Annotated in this window: 14 protein-coding genes and 1 pseudogene; 8 read left to right on the plus strand and 7 right to left on the minus strand. The window is 70.8% G+C overall.

Annotated features, from left to right (window positions below; translation table 11 throughout):
• The 3 genes from phoR to ppx are packed head-to-tail and all read left to right on the plus strand — an operon-like array spanning position 1 to position 5,028.
• On the plus strand, positions 1-1,362 hold the full coding sequence (phoR, locus tag JHW41_RS16895) for a phosphate regulon sensor histidine kinase PhoR (protein WP_057946944.1): 1,362 nt from the start codon (positions 1-3) through the stop codon (positions 1,360-1,362).
• Between the two features lie 36 nt (positions 1,363-1,398).
• The gene (ppk1, locus tag JHW41_RS16900) at positions 1,399-3,483 is read left to right on the plus strand and encodes a polyphosphate kinase 1 (RefSeq protein ID WP_175429144.1); all 2,085 of its coding nucleotides are present in this window, start codon (positions 1,399-1,401) and stop codon (positions 3,481-3,483) included.
• Positions 3,484-3,498: 15 nt separating this feature from the next.
• Complete coding sequence (ppx, locus tag JHW41_RS16905) at positions 3,499-5,028, plus strand: exopolyphosphatase (RefSeq protein ID WP_057946942.1); 1,530 nt, start codon at positions 3,499-3,501, stop codon at positions 5,026-5,028.
• A gap of 74 nt (positions 5,029-5,102) precedes the next feature.
• Here the strand turns inward: ppx and JHW41_RS16910 are convergent, their stop codons facing one another.
• Entirely contained in the window at positions 5,103-6,812 is a 1,710-nt protein-coding gene (locus tag JHW41_RS16910; RefSeq protein WP_250443670.1) for an AMP-binding protein, read from the minus strand.
• 334 nt (positions 6,813-7,146) lie between these two features.
• Between JHW41_RS16910 and JHW41_RS16915 the strand changes: the two genes are divergently transcribed.
• On the plus strand, positions 7,147-7,815 hold the full coding sequence (locus tag JHW41_RS16915; protein WP_250443674.1) for a YoaK family protein: 669 nt from the start codon (positions 7,147-7,149) through the stop codon (positions 7,813-7,815).
• Between the two features lie 177 nt (positions 7,816-7,992).
• Here JHW41_RS16915 and JHW41_RS16920 read toward each other — a convergent pair whose 3' ends face one another.
• A complete protein-coding gene (locus JHW41_RS16920) occupies positions 7,993-8,247 on the minus strand; it encodes a helix-turn-helix domain-containing protein (protein ID WP_123648929.1) in 255 nt (84 codons plus the stop codon).
• A 340-nt stretch (positions 8,248-8,587) separates the two neighbouring features.
• On the opposite strand from JHW41_RS16920, the pseudogene JHW41_RS16925 reads away from it, so the two are divergent.
• Positions 8,588-8,797 (plus strand): annotated as a pseudogene (locus JHW41_RS16925) (alkylphosphonate utilization protein); the annotation flags it as partial.
• 68 nt (positions 8,798-8,865) lie between these two features.
• A complete protein-coding gene (locus tag JHW41_RS16930) occupies positions 8,866-9,219 on the plus strand; it encodes a YkgJ family cysteine cluster protein (protein WP_057946938.1) in 354 nt (117 codons plus the stop codon).
• A gap of 66 nt (positions 9,220-9,285) precedes the next feature.
• Here the strand turns inward: JHW41_RS16930 and mdoH are convergent, their stop codons facing one another.
• Together mdoH and JHW41_RS16940 are read right to left on the minus strand one after the other, a co-directional pair.
• A complete protein-coding gene (gene mdoH / locus JHW41_RS16935; protein WP_250443679.1) occupies positions 9,286-11,226 on the minus strand; it encodes a glucans biosynthesis glucosyltransferase MdoH in 1,941 nt (646 codons plus the stop codon).
• Complete coding sequence (locus tag JHW41_RS16940; RefSeq protein WP_250443684.1) at positions 11,223-12,749, minus strand: glucan biosynthesis protein; 1,527 nt, start codon at positions 12,747-12,749, stop codon at positions 11,223-11,225. The genes mdoH and JHW41_RS16940 overlap by 4 nt, the downstream gene beginning before the upstream one ends.
• Before the next feature lie 276 nt (positions 12,750-13,025).
• Here JHW41_RS16940 and JHW41_RS16945 point away from each other — a divergent pair, with 276 nt between their 5' ends.
• Both JHW41_RS16945 and JHW41_RS16950 read left to right on the plus strand, forming a co-directional pair.
• Positions 13,026-14,222, plus strand: a complete 1,197-nt coding sequence (locus tag JHW41_RS16945) for a glycosyltransferase family 4 protein (RefSeq protein WP_250443687.1) — start codon at positions 13,026-13,028, stop codon at positions 14,220-14,222.
• On the plus strand, positions 14,219-14,770 hold the full coding sequence (locus JHW41_RS16950; protein ID WP_250443690.1) for a phosphatase PAP2 family protein: 552 nt from the start codon (positions 14,219-14,221) through the stop codon (positions 14,768-14,770). Before JHW41_RS16945 ends, JHW41_RS16950 begins: the two co-directional genes overlap by 4 nt.
• A gap of 167 nt (positions 14,771-14,937) precedes the next feature.
• Here JHW41_RS16950 and JHW41_RS16955 read toward each other — a convergent pair whose 3' ends face one another.
• From JHW41_RS16955 to creD, 3 genes are all read right to left on the minus strand, one after another.
• The gene (locus tag JHW41_RS16955) at positions 14,938-15,834 is read right to left on the minus strand and encodes a carbon-nitrogen hydrolase family protein (RefSeq protein ID WP_250451087.1); all 897 of its coding nucleotides are present in this window, start codon (positions 15,832-15,834) and stop codon (positions 14,938-14,940) included.
• An 11-nt stretch (positions 15,835-15,845) separates the two neighbouring features.
• A complete protein-coding gene (locus JHW41_RS16960) occupies positions 15,846-16,454 on the minus strand; it encodes a GNAT family N-acetyltransferase (RefSeq protein WP_250443694.1) in 609 nt (202 codons plus the stop codon).
• Between the two features lie 332 nt (positions 16,455-16,786).
• On the minus strand, positions 16,787-18,226 hold the full coding sequence (gene creD / locus JHW41_RS16965; protein WP_250443698.1) for a cell envelope integrity protein CreD: 1,440 nt from the start codon (positions 18,224-18,226) through the stop codon (positions 16,787-16,789).
• Between the last annotated feature and the right edge of the window lie 30 nt (positions 18,227-18,256).

An 18,256-nucleotide genomic window follows, 5' to 3' on the forward strand; every position in this document is an offset into this window, starting at 1 on the left:
ATGCCGCCCCGCGCGCGCTCCGCCTGGTTCCGCACCCTCGGTCAGCTCGCGCTGATCCTGGTCGGCGCCGCCGTACTCGGCATCCTGGTCGGCTATCCCTGGCCGATCGTCACCGCCGCCGCGATCGGCGTGGTCGCCTGGCATTACTGGCGGCTGCGCCGGGTGCTGATCCGGCTGACCGCGCGCCAGCGCCTGACCCCGCCGCTGGGCGAAGGCATCTGGAACGAGCTCGACCGCCTGCTGCACCGCAGCCAGGCGGAGATGCGCGGGCGCAAGCGCCGGCTGATCGAAATGCTGCGCGCCTACCGCGCCGCCGCGGCGGCGATGCCCGACGCGATCGTGGTGGTGGAACGCAACAGCCAGCGCGTGCAGTGGTTCAACGAAGCCGCCACCGGCCTGTTCGGGCTGCGCTATCCGCGCGACATCGGCGCGCCGGTGGTCGACCGGCTGCAGCCGCTGCAGATCTCGCACTGGCTCGCCTCGGGCCGCAACGCCGAGCCGCTGGAAGCGGCCTCGCCGTGGAACCCGGCGGTGACCCTGAGCCTGCGCCTGATCCCGTACTCGGAAAACCTGTGGCTGCTGGTCGCGCGCGACGTCAGCCGCATGCTCCAGCTCGAACAGATGCGCCGCGACTTCGTCGCCAACGTCTCGCACGAACTGCGCACGCCGCTGACCGTGGTCCACGGCTACCTCGACATGCTCGATCCGGAAGAACACCCGGACTGGGCGCCGATGCTGGCCGAGATGCAGCGCCAGTCGCAGCGCATGACCCAGCTGGTCGAAGACCTGCTGACGCTGTCGCGCCTGGAATCGCAGGACAGCCTGCCGGCCGAGGAAAACGTGTCGATGTCCTCGATGCTGGCCACGCTCAAGCGCGAGGCCAATGCGCTGAGCCAGGGGCGGCACGAGATCGCGATGGACGACCTCGCCGGCGTCGACCTGTTCGGTTCGAACAAGGAACTGCACAGCGCGTTCTCGAACCTGGTCAGCAACGCGATCCGCTACACCCCGGCCGGCGGCACCATCCGCATCCGCTTCCGCCCCGAGAGCGCCGGCATCGCCCGCGGCTGCGTGCTGGAAGTGGTCGACAGCGGCTACGGCATCCCGGCCGCGCACCTGCCGCGCATCACCGAACGCTTCTACCGCGTGTCCACCAGCCGCTCGCGCGAGAGCGGCGGCACCGGCCTGGGGCTGTCGATCGTCAAGCACGTGCTGCACCTGCACCAGGCGCGGCTGGAGATCGCCAGCGAAGTCGGCCGCGGCAGCACCTTCGCCTGCCACTTCATTCCCGAACGCATGCGCCGCCGCGACCAGTACGGCGAATCGCAGTCGGATACCCTTCTCCACGATGCACTGCCCTGACCGGGCGAACCGCAACCCAGGATGCAACGCAGCGCCATGAACGCGATGACCGAACCCTCGCTCGACACCGACCCGCTGCGCGACGCCTCGCTGTACTTCAACCGCGAACTGTCGCAACTGGACTTCAACTTCCGCGTCCTGGCCCAGGCCCAGGACCCGCAGGTGCCGCTGCTGGAACGGCTGAAGTACCTGTGCATCTCGTGCACCAACCTCGACGAATTCTTCGAGATCCGCGCCGGCACCCTGCGCCACGCCCAGGACCTGGGCCTGGCCCCGGGCCCGGACGGGCTGGCGCCGCAGACCGTGCTCGCGCGCATCCACGACCGCGCCGCCGAGCTGGTCAAGGCGCAGTACGAATGCTGGAACGACGTGCTGCGCCCGGCGCTGCAGGACAACGGCGTGCGCGTGCTCGGGCGCAATTCCTGGAACGCGCGCCAGACCCGCTGGCTGCGCGCCTACTTCCGCGACGAGATCATGCCGGTGCTGTCGCCGCTCGGACTCGATCCGGCGCACCCGTTCCCGAAGATCCTCAACAAGTCGCTCAACATCGTGGTCGTGCTCAAGGGCAAGGACGCGTTCGGCCGCGCCGGCAACCTCGCCATCGTGCGCGCGCCGCGTTCGCTGCCGCGCATCATCCAGATGCCGGAGAACGTCTCCGGCGGCCAGCACGACTTCGTGTTCCTGTCCTCGGTGCTGTCGGCCTTCGTCGACGAGCTGTTCCCGGGCATGGAGGTCAAGGGCGCCTACCAGTTCCGCGTGACCCGCAACTCCGAGCTGCTGGTGGACGAGGAAGAGGTCGACAACATCGCCCTGGCCCTGCGCGACGAACTGGTCGGCCGCGGCTACCTGCGCGCGGTGCGGCTGGAGATCGCCGAGCAGTGCCCCAAGCCGATCGTGCGCACCTTGCTGGAGAACTTCGACCTGCCGGAGAACGCGGTCTACCGCATCAACGGCCCGGTCAACCTCAACCGCGTGATCCAGGTCTACGATCTGGTCCAGCGTCCGGAACTGAAGTTCCCGCCGTACCAGCAGCGCGTGGCGCCCGGGGTGGAGACCATCTTCGACACCGTCGCCGACGGCGACATGCTGCTGCACCACCCGTTCGACTCGTTCGCGCCGGTGCTGGAGCTGATCCGCCAGGCCGCCGAAGACCCGAACGTGCTGGCGATCAAGCAGACCCTGTACCGCGCCGGCAAGGACTCGCCGATCGTCGAGCAGCTGATCCAGGCCGCGCGCAACGGCAAGGACGTGACCGTGGTGGTCGAGCTGCGCGCGCGCTTCGACGAAGAGGCCAACCTGGGCCTCGCCGACCGTTTGCAGGAGGCCGGCGTGCAGGTGGTGTACGGCGTGGTCGGCTACAAGACCCACGCCAAGATGCTGCTGATCGTCCGCCGCGAGGGCCGCAAGCTCAAGCGCTACGTGCACCTGGGCACCGGCAATTACCACAGCGGCACTGCCCGCGCCTACACCGACTTCGGCCTGATCACCGCCGATCCGGACATCGGCAACGACGTCCACCTGATCTTCCAGCAGCTCTCCGGCCTGGCGCCGTCGCTGAAGCTCAAGTGCCTGCTGCAGTCGCCGTTCACCCTGCACGCCGGCGTGCTCAAGCGCATCGACCGCGAGACCAAGCACGCCCGCGCCGGCAAGCCCGCGCGCATCGTCGCCAAGATGAACGCCTTGAACGAGCCGCAGGTGATCCGCGCGCTGTACCAGGCCTCCCAGGCCGGCGTGCAGATCGACCTGATCGTGCGCGGCGCCTGCACCCTGCGTCCGGGCGTGGAAGGCGTGTCCGACAACATCCGGGTGCGCTCGATCGTCGGCCGGTTCCTGGAGCACCACCGCGTCTATTGGTTCGCCAACGACGGCGCCCCGGACCTGTTCTGCTCCAGCGCCGACTGGCTGGAGCGCAACCTGCTGCGCCGGGTCGAGACCGGCTTCCCGATCCTGGATTCGGACCTGCGCGGCCGGGTCTACGAGGAGGCGCTGGCCAACTACCTGGCCGACAACCTCAACTCCTGGGAACTGCAGAACGACGGCGGCTACGCCCGGATCGCGCCGGCCGACGGCGCGATGCCGCACTCGGCCCAGGCGACTTTGTTGGCTAAGTTGTGCGGATGACCGAAAATCCCGCGCATGAATAACGTATTCCCGACCAGCCGCCTGCCGCTCGAGGACGGCGACCTGCTCGCCGCGGTCGACATGGGCTCCAACAGCTTCCACATGGTGGTGGCGCGCTACGTGCTCGGGCAGCTGCGCACCGTCGACCGGCTGCGCGAGACCGTGCGCATGGCCGAGGGCCTGGACCGCAAGGGCGGCCTCGCCCCCGAGGTGCGCCAGCGCGCGCTGGAGTGCCTGTCGCGCTTCGGCCAGCGCATCCGCGACGTGCCGCCGCAGCGGGTGCGTGCGATCGCCACCAACACCGTGCGCCGGCTGGCCGCGCCGCAGGCCTTCCTGATGCCGGCCGAATCGGCGCTGGGCCACGCCATCGAAGTGGTGTCCGGCCGCGAAGAGGCGCGCCTGATCTACCTCGGCGTCGCCCACGCCCAGCCGTCCAAGCCCGGCGAACGCCGGCTGGTGATCGACATCGGCGGCGGCTCGACCGAATGCATCGTCGGCGCCGGCTTCGAGGCGATCGAGCGCGAGAGCCTGCAGGTCGGCTGCATCGCCAGCACCCGCCGCTTCTTCGACAACGGCAAGCTGTCGAAGAAGAAATGGCGCGACGCGCTCAACGAGGTCTCGGCCGAGTTCCAGCAGTTCGCCGGCACCTACCGCAGCCTGGGCTGGCACGAGGCGCTGGGTTCGTCGGGCACCAACAAGGCCATCGGCGAGATCTGCGCGGCGATGAAGCTGACCAAGGGCGCGGTCACCGCCGAGGCACTGCCGGTGCTGCGCGACGAGCTGCTGCGGGCCGACCGGATCGAGGCCATCGACCTGCCCGGCCTGTCCTCCGACCGCCGCCCGGTGATCGCCGGCGGCATCCTGATCCTGGAAGCCGCGTTCAACGTGCTCGGCCTGCAGCGCATGGCCATCAGCAAGGCGGCGATGCGCGAGGGCGTGCTCTACGACATGCTCGGCCGCGGCGGCGCCGACGACCCGCGCGATGCGGCCGTCGCCTCGCTGGTCAAGCGCTACGGCATCGACGAGCCGCAGTCCAAGCGGGTCGAAGCGACCCTGCTGCGCCTGTTCGACCAGGTCGCCAAGGCCTGGAACCTCGACGCCGACGACCGCCTGATGCTGCTGCGCGCCGCGCGCCTGCACGAGCTGGGCCTGGCGATCGCGCACAGCCAGTACCACGTGCACAGCTCCTACGTGATCGAGAACTCGGACATCTCCGGCTTCTCGCGCCAGCAGCAGCAGTTCCTCGCCGCGCTGGTGCGCACCCACCGCCGCAGCATCCCCAAGAGCGCCTTCGACGCCCTGCCCGACCGCCTGCTGTCGGCGGTGCGGCGCAGCTCGGCGCTGCTGCGCCTGGCGGTGCTGCTGCACCGCGCGCACGAATCCGACCCGATCCCGCAGCTCGACGCCCACGCCGAAGGCAACACCCTCACCCTGACCGTGTCGCGGCGCTGGCTGGACTCGCGCCCGCTGGTGCGCGCGGACCTGGAGGGCGAGCCGCAGGACATGGCGGGCTTGGGGATTTCGCTGAAGCTGCTGGCCGCCTGAGGCGGCGTCCGGGCCGCAGGCGCCCGCGCCGCGGACTTGCCGCCGGAACCTTCCCTTGAACCGTCCGGCGGCGCTCAGCCTCGGCTTCGCGCCGCCAGCAGCTCGACCATCGTCTCGCGCATCAGATACTTCTGCGGCTTGCCGCTGATCGTCATCGGCAGCGCCTCGACGAACTCGATGTAGCGCGGGATCTTGTAGTGGGCGATGCGCCCCTGGCAGAACCCGCGCACCGCCTCGGCGTCGAGCGCGGCGCCCTCGGCCAGGCGGATCCAGGCGCAGACTTCCTCGCCGAATTTTTCGTCGGGCACGCCGAACACCTGCACGTCGGCGATCGCCGGGTGGGCGTAGAGGAATTCCTCGATCTCGCGCGGGTACACGTTCTCGCCGCCGCGGATCAGCATGTCCTTGAGCCGGCCGACGATGCGGCCGTAGCCGTCGGCGTCGATGGTGGCCTGGTCGCCGGTGTGCATCCAGCCGTCGCCGTCGACGGCTTCGGCGGTGCGGCGGGGATCGCCCCAGTAGCCCTGCATCACCGAATAGCCGCGGGTCAGCAGTTCGCCGATGCCGCCGCGCGGCACGGTGTCGCCGTTCTCGTCGACGATGCGCACTTCCACGTGCGGATGGACCCGGCCGACCGAATCCACGCGCCGTTCCAGCGGGTCGTCCGGCACGGTCTGGAAGCTGACCGGGCTGGTTTCGGTCATGCCGTAGGCGATGGTCACCTGCTGCATGTGCATGCGCCCGACCACCTGCTTCATCACCTCCACCGGGCAGTTGGCGCCGGCCATGATGCCGGTGCGCAGGCTCGACAGGTCGAACTCGCCGAACTGCGGGTGCTGCAGTTGCGCGATGAACATGGTCGGCACGCCGTGCAGGCCGGTGCAGCGTTCGGCGGCGACGGTGCGCAGGGTCGCCAGCGGGTCGAAGCCTTCGCCGGGAATCACCATGCAGGCGCCGTGGGTGACGCAGGCCAGGTTGCCCAGGACCATGCCGAAGCAGTGGTAGAACGGCACCGGGATGCACAGCCGGTCGCGTTCGCTCAAGCGCATCGCCTCGCCGACGAAGAAGCCGTTGTTGACGATGTTGCGGTGGGTCAGGGTCGCGCCCTTGGGCGCGCCGGTGGTGCCGGAAGTGAACTGGATGTTGATCGCGTCGTCCGGCGACAGCCGCGCGCTCACCTGGTCCAGCAGCGCGTGCGCGGCCGGGTCGTCGCAGGCGGCGACCGCGTCGAAGGCATGCGCGCCGGCCGGCGGCGGGTGCGCGCCCATGACCAGCACGTGGCGCAGGTCCGGCAGGCGCCGCGCGCGCAGCAGTCCGGGCGGATGGCGGCCGAGTTCCGGCGCCAGTTCGCGCAGCATGTCGAGGTAATGCGAGCTCTTGAACGAGGGCACGATGGCCAGGGCGCGGCAGCCGACCAGGTGGAGCGCGTACTCCAGCTCGTGGGTGCGGTAGGCCGGATTGATGTTGACCAGCACCAGCCCGGCGCGGGCGCTGGCGAACTGCAGCAGCACCCACTCGGCGCGGTTGAGCGACCACACGCCGATGCGGTCGCCCGGCGCCAGGCCCAGTCGCAGCAGGCCGGCGCCGAGCCGGCTCACCGCGGCGTCGAACGCGCGCCAGGTCAAACGCACGTCCTGCGGCGGCACCACCAGCGCCTCGCGGTCGGGCCACTGCGCGGCGATGCGCGCGAGCATCGCGCCGATGGTTTCGTCGAGCAGCGCCGGCGCGGCGGCGCCGACGACGTGGCTGAGGGCGGGGTCGGGGGCGATGCGGTCTGGACTCATGCGCCGAGCATAGCCGCTGGCGCCGTGGCGCCATCGCGCCCTGCGCCGCGCGCGAGCGCGAATCCGTGACCGCGGCGGGGCGATGCGGATGCCGCGAGCCGCGACCATCGCGCTCGCCAGACGCCGGGCGCCGTCGCGGCCGGATCGGCTGCCCAATACGGCCGCCCAGCACGACCGTCTTCGGCAGTAAGGTCCAAGATCGCTTTATTGATGTACAAAGCATCCATTGATATGTTTAAAGCGTCTTATCTACCCCCTCCACTGGACCGCGCCCCGGCCGCAACGCCGAGCCGGCGCGTCCCAGCGGCGGGCACCAGAAACAGCGAGGCGAACGGTGGGCGTGCAACTGCCGGCATGGGTCTGGGTGGGAGGCGGCGTGCTGGCCTGCGTGGCCGGCATGGTCAACGTCGCCGGCGTGCTCGGCTTCGAGCACCAGGCGCTGACCCACCTCACCGGGACCGCCACCCTGCTCGGCGCCGCGGCCGCCGCGGGGCGGCCGCTGGCGGCGCTGCAACTGTTCGGCGTGATCGCCGCCTACCTCGCCGGCGCGATGCTGAGCGGGGCCATCGTCCAGGGCCGTTCCCTGCGCCTGGGCCGGCGCTACGGCGTGGTGCTGTCGATCGAATCGGCGCTGCTGTTCGCGGCCGTGCCGCTGTTCCGCCACGCGCCGATGCTCGGCGGATTGACCGGAGCGATGGCGATGGGACTGCAGAACGCGATGGCCACCACCTTCAGCGGCTCGGTCCTGCGCACCACCCACCTGACCGGCATGTTCACCGACCTGGGCATCGGCCTGGGCCATGCCCTGCGCGGCCAGGACGTGCCGCGCCGGCGGATCCTGCTGAGCGCGCTGGTGATCTGCGGCTTCCTTGCCGGCGCGGCGCTCGGCGCGGCGCTCTACCGGCACTGGGGCTATCGCATGCTGTACCTGCCGGCGGTGCTGACCGGCGCGGCCGGCAGCGGCTATGCGCTGTATCGCCAGTTGCGGCCGTTCTCCGACTGAGCCGGCTTCGAGCGAGCCTGTTTCGAGCGCGCCGGCTTCGAGCGAGCCTGTTTCAAGCGAGCTGGCTTCGAGCGAGCCGGCGTCCAGCGAGCGGACGTCGATCGGCCCGCCGCGACTGAAGCCCGCCGCGCCGGGCGCGCTAAACCAAACGGCGACCCGCGCCCGCTGCGCCGCGGCTCACTCCGGCGGCGACTTCAGCCGCACGCCGCGGCCGGTGCCGTAGCTGGGCATGTTCTCGCCGATCAACTCGACGCCGGCCGCGTCCAGCGCGTTGATGATCTTGGTCAGGGTATCGACCACGCCGCGCACGTTGCCCTGGCTGGCTTCCATGCGCTGGATCGTCGGCAGCGACACGCCGGCCTTCTCGGCCAGGGTCTTCTGGTCCATGCCGACCAGGGCGCGGGCGGCGCGCAATTGGCTTGCCGTAATCAACGTCGCGGCTCCGTGGCCGATGAGGGAACGATGCGGATGGTGCCGGCACAGGAACGGGCGATGCGGGAACGGGCGATGCAGGAACGGACGGTCCGGAAACAGGCGGTCATCGTGGCGTGCGGCAGCGGCGGTGTACGCGGTTGCGCATCATCGCCAATTGCGTTGCATTCGGCATCCGCCTGCGCCGCGCTTGTTTTTACTACATCCATATTGATGTGTAAAACATCTTTCGCTAGGCTTTTTCCATCCACACCGGCCGCTCCCGTCGTTCGCGACGGGCCGCCGCCTTGCCCGCGGCCGCGCGCGCCGGCGCCGCTTTCCCCTGCAGGAGTTCGACATGATCGTGAAAGACAGCAATGGCACCGCGCTCGCCGACGGCGACTCGGTGCTGGTGATCAAGGACCTCAAGGTCAAGGGCACCTCGGTGACGCTCAAGCGCGGCACCTTGTGCAAGAACATCCGCCTGACCGACGACGAGGAACTGATCGAGTGCAACGTCGAGAAGGTCAAGGGCCTGGTCCTGCGCACCGAGTTCTTGAAGAAAGCCTGAGCGCTTGAGAAGGCGCGGCGGCTCGAACAAAATTCGCGCGCCGCGACCGCGGCCGCGGGAGACGACCGATGACGCGCGACGATCCGGAACTGACAGCGCTGCGCGCGCGCATTCCCGCGTTCGGCTGCCGCGCGGGCTGCCACGACTGCTGCGGGCCGGTCACGGCCTCGGCGCAGGAAATGGCGCGGCTGCCGTTCAAGCCCGAGGCCGAGCGCGACGCCGCGCTGGCCGCCTGGAGTTGCCCGCACCTGGGCCCGCACGGCTGCGAGGCCTACGAGGAACGGCCGCTGATCTGCCGGCTGTTCGGCACCACCCCGCGGCTGCGCTGCCCCAACGGCTGCGGGCCCGAAACGATGATCGACGAAGCGGCCGAAAACGCGGTCCACGCCTATCTGCGGCGGACCCGGCAAGTGCTGGTGTGACCGCGCCGCCGCGCGGCGCCCGGGCCATGCGCCCGGGCGCCGCGCGGCGGCGCGCCTCAGCCCGCCTCAGCCCACATGCTCCGCGGCGGCGGCGCTGCGCTTGGCCGCCTCCGCGCGCAACTGGGTCGCCCGCACCAGCACCGGCGGCGGGCTGATCTCCTCGGGAATGCGGAAGATGCCGATCCGGCGCAGGAACTGCCCCGGCCCGCGCGCGGAAGTGAAGGCCACCACCGGGATCGACACGATCAGGCCCAGGATCACCGGCGACATCCACGCCGCCAGCGGCGGCGAAATCGCATAAGCCATGCCGCCGATCAGCACGCCGAACAGGGTCAGCCCGCCGTAGCTGCGGATCAGCCCCGACAGCGGCAGGCTGCCGTCGTCGCGGCGCTGCGACTCCCAGCCCGAGTCCTTGCCCGACAGCACTTCGGCCACGCCGCGCGACTGCAGGTACATGGTCACCGGCGCCATCAGCGCGGCCAGCAGGGTCTCGAAGATCATGCTGAAGAACGCGCGGATCGCGCCGCCGCAGCCGCGCCGGGTCTCGCGGTCGGTCAGCAGCGCCAGGTAGGCCATGAACTTCGGCGCCAGCAGCACCGCCATGGTGGCGACGAACACCCACAGCACCCGGTCCGGGTCCTGGTCGCGCCAGTAGGCGCTCGGCGAGAAACCCGGCAGGCGGATGCTCTGCCAGCGGAAGTAGTCGACCTTGTCGAGCGGAATGACCAGGCCGATCAGCATCAGCATCGCCCACATCGGCGCGGTGAAGTAATGGCCGATGCCGATCATCAAATGCATGCGGCTGATCCAGTGCAGGCCGCGCGCCGGCAGCACCGCGGTGTGCTGCAGGTTGCCCTGGCACCAGCGGCGGTCGCGCACCAGCATGTCGGTCAGCGACGGCGGGCCTTCCTCGTAGCTGCCGACCAGGCCCGGGATCATGTGCAGCGCCCAGCCGCCGCGGCGCATCAGCGCGGCTTCGACGAAGTCGTGGCTCAGCACGGTGCCGCCGAACGGCTTGCGTCCGCGCAGTTCCGGCAGGCCGGCGTGCTCGGCGAAGGCGCGGGTGCGGATGATCGCGTTGTGGCCCCAGTAGTTGCTCTCCGCGCCGTGCCACCAGGCGATGCCGTAGGCGATCACCGGGCCGTACACGCGGCCGGCGAACTGCTGCATGCGCGCGAACAGGGTCTGGCCGTTGACGATCATCGGCAGGGTCTGGATCAGCGCCACGTCCGGATGCCGCTGCATCGCCCCGGACAGCTTCACGATCACCTCGCCGGTCATCAGGCTGTCGGCGTCGAGGATCAGCATCTGCGGATAGGCCGCGCCGAAGCGGCGCACCCACTCGGCGATGTTGCCGGCCTTGCGCTCGGCGTTGTTCTTGCGCCGGCGGTAGAAGATCCGCGCATGGCCGCCGGTGCGTTCGCGCAGCGCCTGGAACGCGCGGATCTCGGCCTGGCGGATCGGTTCCTTGGTGGTGTCGCTGAGGATGAAGAAATCGAACTTGTCGAGCTGGCCGGTGGCCTGCACCGATTCGTAGATCGCCTGCAGTCCGGCCATCAGCCGCTCGGGATCCTCGTTGTAGGTCGGCGCCAGCAGCGCGGTGCGCTCGTCCAGCGACGGCAGTTCGCCGCCTTGCTTCAGGCCCAGCCGCCAGCGCCGGCGCGACAGGATCAGCACGAAGCCGGCCAGCGAACTGGTGAAGGCCAGCGCGATCCACGCGAACAGGAACAGGAACAGTCCCAGCAGCGCGCCTTCCAGCAGATTGAGCCCGCCGACGTAGAGCACGCGCAGGATGTGGTACGCCGCGACCAGGGTCAGCAGCGCGGCGCCGCCGATCACATAGAGGCGGCGCAGGGCCATGCCGCGCGGCGCGGTCGGCAGCGGCTGGGGCGACAGCGCCCCGGCCTTGAGCGACTGCACCGGCATCGCCATCGGCGATTCGGGCGGCAGGGCTTCGTAGGGCGCGGAGGCGGCGGGGCGGTGCGGCGGTGCGGCAGTTGCGTTCATGCGGTCCAACGATAAAGCCAGGTTTCGGAAACGGGGCCGGACGCGTCCTCCATGACCGCGCGCAGTTCGACCGCGCGCGCGTCCCCGGGTTGAAGTTCGAACGACAGGCGCCAGGCGCCGCTGCCGTCGATGGCGCGCGCGCTGGCGTTGGCGATCCGGCCGGCCGAGGCCCAGACCACGGCGCGCATCGCGGTGTCGCGCGCGAGCCTGGGCAGGCGGCCGCCGTCGAAGTCGAGCACGATCAGGCGCGCGTCGCGGCCGCCGGCGCCGATGCGGGTGCGCGACACCGTGGCCAGCTCGGGCTTCCACGCATGCTTCGCGCACCAGTGCAGGCGGTAGTCGAAGCGGTGCTCGCGCCCGGCCGCCAGCGGCGCGCGCGGGCGCCAGAACGCGACCACGTTGTCGTGGTACTCGTCGCCGGTCGGGATCTCGACCAGGTGCACCGCGCCCTCGCCCCAGTCGCCGACGGGCTCCACCCACAGGCTCGGGCGGCGCTCGTAATGGGCTTCGCTGTCGGCGTAGTCGGCGAACGCGCGCTTGCGCTGCATCAGCCCGAACGCGCGCGGGCGGCGGTCCTGGAACGCGCTTTCCTGCACGCTCCTGGGATTGTGCAGCGGCCGCCAGATCTGCTCGCCGGCGCCGTTGAACAGCGCCAGGCCGTCGGAATCGTGCACGGCCGGGCGGAAGTCGTCGACGCCGCGGCGGTCGGTGTCGTCGAAGTGGTACATGCTGGTCAGCGGCGCGATGCCCGCGCGCTCCAGCGCCACCCGCGGGTACAGGCGCAGGCTGGTGTCGAACGTGGTGTCGGCGCCCGGCGTAACGACGAAGCGCATCGCACCGGCGGTGCTGGGGCTGTCGAGCAGCGCGTGCACGACGATCGACGCGGCGTTCTTCGCCGGCCGCTCGATCCAGAACGACACGAACGCCGGAAACTCCTCGCGATCGCCCGCGCCGGTGTTCAGCGCTAATCCGCGCGCCGACAGTCCGTACAGCAGGTCGCGCGCGACGGCGCGGAAATAGCTGGCGCCGAGGAAGGCGCAGACCTCGTCGAAATAATCCTTGCGGTTGATCGGCGCGTGCACGCGGAAGCCGGCGAAGCCCAGGTCGGCGTCCGCGGGCGGGCGCGGCGCCTTGCCGAAGTCGAACAGTTCGCTGCGATAGCGCACCGGCCGCGCCTGCCCGGCCTCGACCAGGTTCAACTCGACCCGCTGCTTGAACAGGAACGCGCGGTGGAACAGCTGCAGTTGGAACGGCAGGCCGTCGTTCTTCCACAGCGCCTGGCCGGGATCGAAGCGGATGTCGCGCCAGCGGTCGTAGTCGATCTCGCCCAGGCCCGCCGGCAGTTCGCTCGACGCCGCGCGGAAGGGCTTGGCCGCGAGCGCGCGCGCCAGCGCCGGCACGGTGTCGGCGTCGAAGGCCTGCGCCGGCCCGGCCGCTTCCGCCCAGGCCGGCCATGCGCCGCCCGCGGCCCAGGCGGCCAACGGCAGGCCCAGTCCGGCCTTGATCAGTTCGCGTCGGTGCAAGCGGCGGTCCCCTGGAAAAGTGGTGCCGACGGATCGGCGGATCAGATAAACGGGGCGATTGTAGGGACAGGCTTGTTAACGATCCGGAAGGCGCGGGTTCGCGCAAGCGATTGACGGATCGGGACAAAACCGCTGTCCGCGCGCTGTTTCGTGACGCCGTCCGGATGAAAACGATTCCGGAAACCGATTACCCGGGCGCGGTCATGCCCGCGTCATGCACCGGCAACCGCAGGGACACGGCGCACGCCCAGGATTGCGCAAACCGGAGCCTGCGCCATGCGCTACGCGATCGTCACCGAGACCTATCCGCCGGAGATCAACGGCGTCGCCCTGACCGTGCAAGGTCTGGAGCGGGGTCTGCGCGCCCGCGGCCACGAGGTCGAGGTGGTGCGCCCGCGCCAGGCCGCCGACGGTACGGGCGACGGCGCCGATCACGAGTTGCTGGTGCGCGGCCTGCCGTTGCCGCGCTACCCCGGGCTGCGCTTCGGACTGCCCTGCGCCGCGCGCCTGCGCCGCGACTGGGCCGCCCGCCGCCCCGATGCGATCTACGTCGCCACCGAAGGCCCGCTGGGCGGGTCGGCGCTGAAGGCCGCGCGCAAGCTCGGCATTCCGGCCGCGACCGGCTTCCATACCCGCTTCGACGAATACATGCGCGACTACGGCGCGCCGTTCCTGGTCGGCGCCGCGCTGGCGTGGATGCGCCGCTTCCACAACGGCGCCGACGCCACCCTGGTGCCGACCCGCGAACTGGCCGAGTTCCTGCGCGCGCGCGGCTTCGAGGACGTGGTGCGGCTGCCGCGCGCGGTCGATACCGCGCTGTTCGATCCCACGCGCCGCACGCAGTCGCTGCGCGAGGCCTGGGGCGCGCCGGACGACGCGCTGGTGGCGATCTACGTCGGCCGGATCGCGCCGGAGAAGAATCTCGGCCTGGCCGTGCGCGCGTTCCGCTCGCTGCAGCAGCGCCGGCCGCAGGCGCGCTTCGTCTGGGTCGGCGACGGCCCGTCGCGCGAGAAGCTGCAGCGCGACAACCCCGACTTCGTGTTCTGCGGCGTCCAGCGCGGCGAGACCCTGGCCGCGCACTTCGCCAGCGGCGACCTGTTCCTGTTTCCCAGCCTCAGCGAAACCTTCGGCAACGTCACCCTGGAAGCGATGGCCAGCGGCGTGCCGACCGTGGCCTTCGACTACGGCGCCGCGCACGAGCACCTGCGCGACGGCGAGCACGGCGCGGCGGTGAGCAACGGCGACGACGCCGGCTTCATCGACGCGGCCGTGCGCATCGCCACCGACGACGCCCTGCGCGCGCGCATGGCCCGCGCCGGCCGCGAAGCCGTCGGCGGCCTGCGCCCGCAACAGGTCGCCGCCGATTTCGACGCGGTGCTGCACGGCCTGGCCGAACGCAACGCGCGCGGCACGCCGAAGCGGCCGCCGCACGACGCCCGATCCGACAACAAGCCCGAGCAGGAGGTCGTATGAACCGGTTGCCCTTGCGCAAGCGTCTGATCGCCGGCGAATCCGGCTGGTGCCTGCGCGCCAATCGCCTCGGCCAGCGCAGCGGCTCGCGCGCATACTTCGCCGCGATCAGCCGCCTCGGCGACGGCGTGTTCTGGTACGCGCTGATGGCGGTGCTGGTGCTCGCCGACGGCTACGACGGCCTGCGCGCCTCCGTGCACCTGGCCGCGACCGGCGTGATCGCGCTGGCGCTGTACAAGGCGCTCAAGCGCTGGACCCGGCGCCCGCGCCCGTTCGCCTCCGACCAGCGCATCCATGCCTGGGTCGCGCCGCTGGACGAGTTCAGCTTCCCGTCCGGGCACACCCTGCACGCGGTCGCCTTCAGCCTGGTGGCGATGGCGCACTATCCGGCGCTGGGCTGGATCCTGGTGCCGTTCACCGCCTCGGTGGCGGCGTCGCGGGTGGTGCTGGGGCTGCACTATCCCAGCGACGTGCTGGCGGCGACGGTGATCGGCTCGACCCTGGCGGGGATTTCGCTGTGGCTGGTGCCTGGGGTGACGTTGTTCGGTTGAGGGTGGGTTGCGTCGACGCGGTCGCGGCTTGCGCCGCTCCTACGGGTAGGCCATGGCGGTTGCGTCGCGGGTGAAACTTCGCGGTCGCGGCTTGTATCGCTCCTGCATGGGCTGGCTGTAGGAGCGGCGCAAGCCGCGACCGCCATCGTTCACGCTCGCTGCGTCGCTTACCGCCCCTCGTCCCACTGCGTCCGCTGCGCGCGCGCGATCGCCGGCTTCCACTGCCCCGCCCAATCGCGGTCGTTGGCGACCTGGGCGCGTTCGCGGCTGGCCTCCAGCGCGGCGAAGTCGAGGTCGGCGAAGGCCCAGCGCTGGTGGCCGCGGGTCGTCGCCAGCATGCCGTCGGCCGGCAGGCCCGCATCCATCGGCGCGTACACCGCGGCCTCGCCGGTGTTGGTGTCCAGCGCCGGGCTCCACAACGCCTCGCCCGCGGTCACCGCCTGGGCGACGAAGGCGCGGTTCTCCAGCGCGCGCGCCAGGCAGCCCACGCGCACGCGGGTGGCGCCGGCCTGGGTGTCGGTGCAGCTCGGCGCGATCAGCAGCCGCGCGCCGGCCTCGCACTGCGCGCGCACCGGCAGCGGGAATTCGATGTCGTAGCAGATCGCGATGCCGGCGCGCTCGCCGGCGAGGTCGAAGGTCTTGAGCGCATCGCCCGGCTCGATCACTCCGGCCTGTTTCTCGAACCCGGTCAGTTGCAGTTTGTCCTGCCACAGCCGCCCGCCGTCGGGCGCGAAGGCGTAGCTGCGGTTGCGGTAGCGGCCGCGGCCTTCGTGGTCGTAGAGGAAGCTGCCGGCGACGACGTGCAGGCGCAGCTCGCGCGCGAGCAGGCCGAACAGCGCCAGCCAGGCCTCGTGGTACTGCTGGATCGCCACCAGCGAGGCATGCAGGTCGCCCTGGGTGGCCGCGCCGAACGTCGCGCCGAGTTCCAGCGACAGGTACTCGGGCAGCACCGCCAGCTGCGCGCCGCCGGCGCGGGCCTGGCTCAGCCATTGCGCCTGCTTGTCGGCGAATTCGGCGAAGTCGCGCGGCGCGCCGATGGCGTACTTGGCCACCGCCACCCGGATCGTCGAGTCGGTCATCGCGCGCGCTCCAGCGGCCGCAGCCAGAAACTCAGGGAATGCTCGCGTTCGCCGCGGCCGACTTCGTTCCACGGCAGTTTCGCCACCAACTCGGGCCGGTGGGTGTAGCCGCGCTTCTTCCAGAAAGCCTCGTTGCCGCGATGGAACGGCGGCCGGCGCGGATCGCCGGGCTCGCGCTCGACCGCGCAGAAACCGGTCCAGCGGAAATCGCCGAGCGCGCGCGCATGCGCCTCGCGCGCGTCGAAGAACCGATGGCCGACGCCGAGGCCGCGGTACTCGGGCAACAGCACCGATTCGCCGCAATAGAACACGTGCTGGGCCTGGACCAGATGGCCGTCGAAGGCGGCGCGGATCTCGGCCATCTCGTCGATCAGCGGCAGGCCGGTGGAGGCGCCGACGATGCGCTCGCCATCGAAGGCCAGCACCGCCACGCCGCGCCAGGAGTCGCGGTAGACCTGCAGGTACTGGGCCTCGTAGGCGGCGTCGCCGTCGTAGAGGTAGGGCCAATCGCGGAACACCGCGATGCGCAGCGCGGCGATCGCATTCAGGTAAGGCGCGATCTCGGCGCCGGTGTAGCTGCGGATCGTGGGCATGGCCTTCTTCATCCGGGCATCTTAGTGAAAGCGCGGGCCGGGCGCGGCGGGGGCCGCGTCGTCGGCAAAAAACGGCGGTGGGCCCGCGGGACCCACCGCCGTCATCGCCGTCCGTGGTATCGCCCTGCCCGGCGTCGCCTTCCTTGGCGGCGCTGGCGCCTTTCTCGTTCATCGCCTTCCCTGGCGCTGCCGTCCCTGGCCTTGTCCATGGCGTCGCCCTCCCTGGCGCTGCCTTGCTTGGGTGACGCCTTCCTTGGCTTCACCTTCCTTGCCTATGCCTTCCGCAACCGCGCCTTCCCTGGCCTTGCCATCCCTGGCGCGCGGCGGCGGTTGGCGATGCGGCATTACTGCGCCGCATCGCGCTCCGGCAGCGGCGGCGGCACCGCGGCCTCGCGGCGCTTGGGCGCGCTGGCGCCGAGCTGGTACCAGTCGACCTTGCGGGTGATCACCATGATCGCGGCGAGGATCGCGAACAGCAGGCCGGCGCCGAGCGCCAAGGCGTTGTCCTCGGAGATCAGCAGGCCGTACAGCGCGCCGTACAGGGTCACCAGCATCGCGCCGAAGCCCAGCGCGCGCGGCACGCTGCGCAGCACCGCGCTCAGGTAGAACACCAGCAGGCCGATGCAGGCGACGCTGGCGATCAGGTACGACAGGCCGAACTCGATGTGCTCGCTCAGGCTCACCAGCAGCAGGAAGAAGATCGCCAGCGCCAGGCCGACCAGGCCGTACTGGATCGGGTGGATGCGCAGCTGCTTGATCAGCTCGAACATGAAGAAGCCGACGAAGGTCAGCAGCACGAACAGCAGGCCGTACTTGGTCGCGCGGTCGGCCTGCGAGTAGACGTTGACCGGGTCCTTGAGGGTGACCTGGATGGCGTTGATCTCGCCGCCGATCTCCGCGGCCGACTCGGGGCCCTCGTCGCCGCGGCCGGACAGGCCCACCGTCGGCAGCGTCACCCCGGCCAGGTACTGGCGCTGGGCGTTGGTCGCCACCGACGACACCCGCCAGTCGGCGCGGAAACCGTCGTTGCCGATGCTGTCCGAGCTCGGCGGGAAGCTGCCGCCGTAGTTCGGATGCGGCCACTTGGAGCGCAGCGAGAAGCGGTTGTCCTTGCCCAGCGGCACCAGCGCCAGCGATTCGGTGCCGCCCAGGGTGAACTCCAGTTCGGTCTGCACCTTCAGCTGGGTCGCCGCCGCCGGCGCGCCGAGCCGGGCGTGGATGCCGCCGCCGTCGCGCGCGCCCAGGCCGTCCTCGACCGCCGCGTCCAGGCCGTCCAGGCGCAGCTTGGGATCGCGCAGGCCGCGCACGTCGGCGAAGCCGTAGCTGATCCAGGGCTTGCCGATGGTGCGGGCGATGCCGTTGACGGTCATGCCCGGCTCGGCCACCGGATCGGCCGGGATGTTGGCGACGAAACCGGCCTTGGCCTTGCCCTGCCATTCGTACACCAGCACCTTGTACAGGCCGAGCCGGCGCTCGCGCGGGACCAGTTCGCCCTCGACTTCGAGCTTGCCCGGGAAGTAGGTCCAGCGGCCCTGCTCGCGGTGGGCGACGCGCTTGATCACGCCTTTCTCGTCCTTCTCCTCGCTGATCCAGGTGTCCTCGTAGGGCACGATCAGCGCCGGGCCGGAGAACGCCTGCGCGCCGGCGTAGCTGCGCGCCACCGTCGCCACGGCCTGGGCCCGATAGCCCTGCCGTTCGTCGATGACGCCGCCGATCATCAGCAGCGGCACCAGGATCGCCAGGGTCAGCCCCAGCACCATCAGCATCTTCAACCACACCCGCATGTCGTACTCCTTGTCCGCGACGTTGGCGGC

The sequence above is a fragment of the Lysobacter enzymogenes genome, assembly GCF_023617245.1.
Lineage (GTDB): Bacteria > Pseudomonadota > Gammaproteobacteria > Xanthomonadales > Xanthomonadaceae > Lysobacter > Lysobacter yananisis.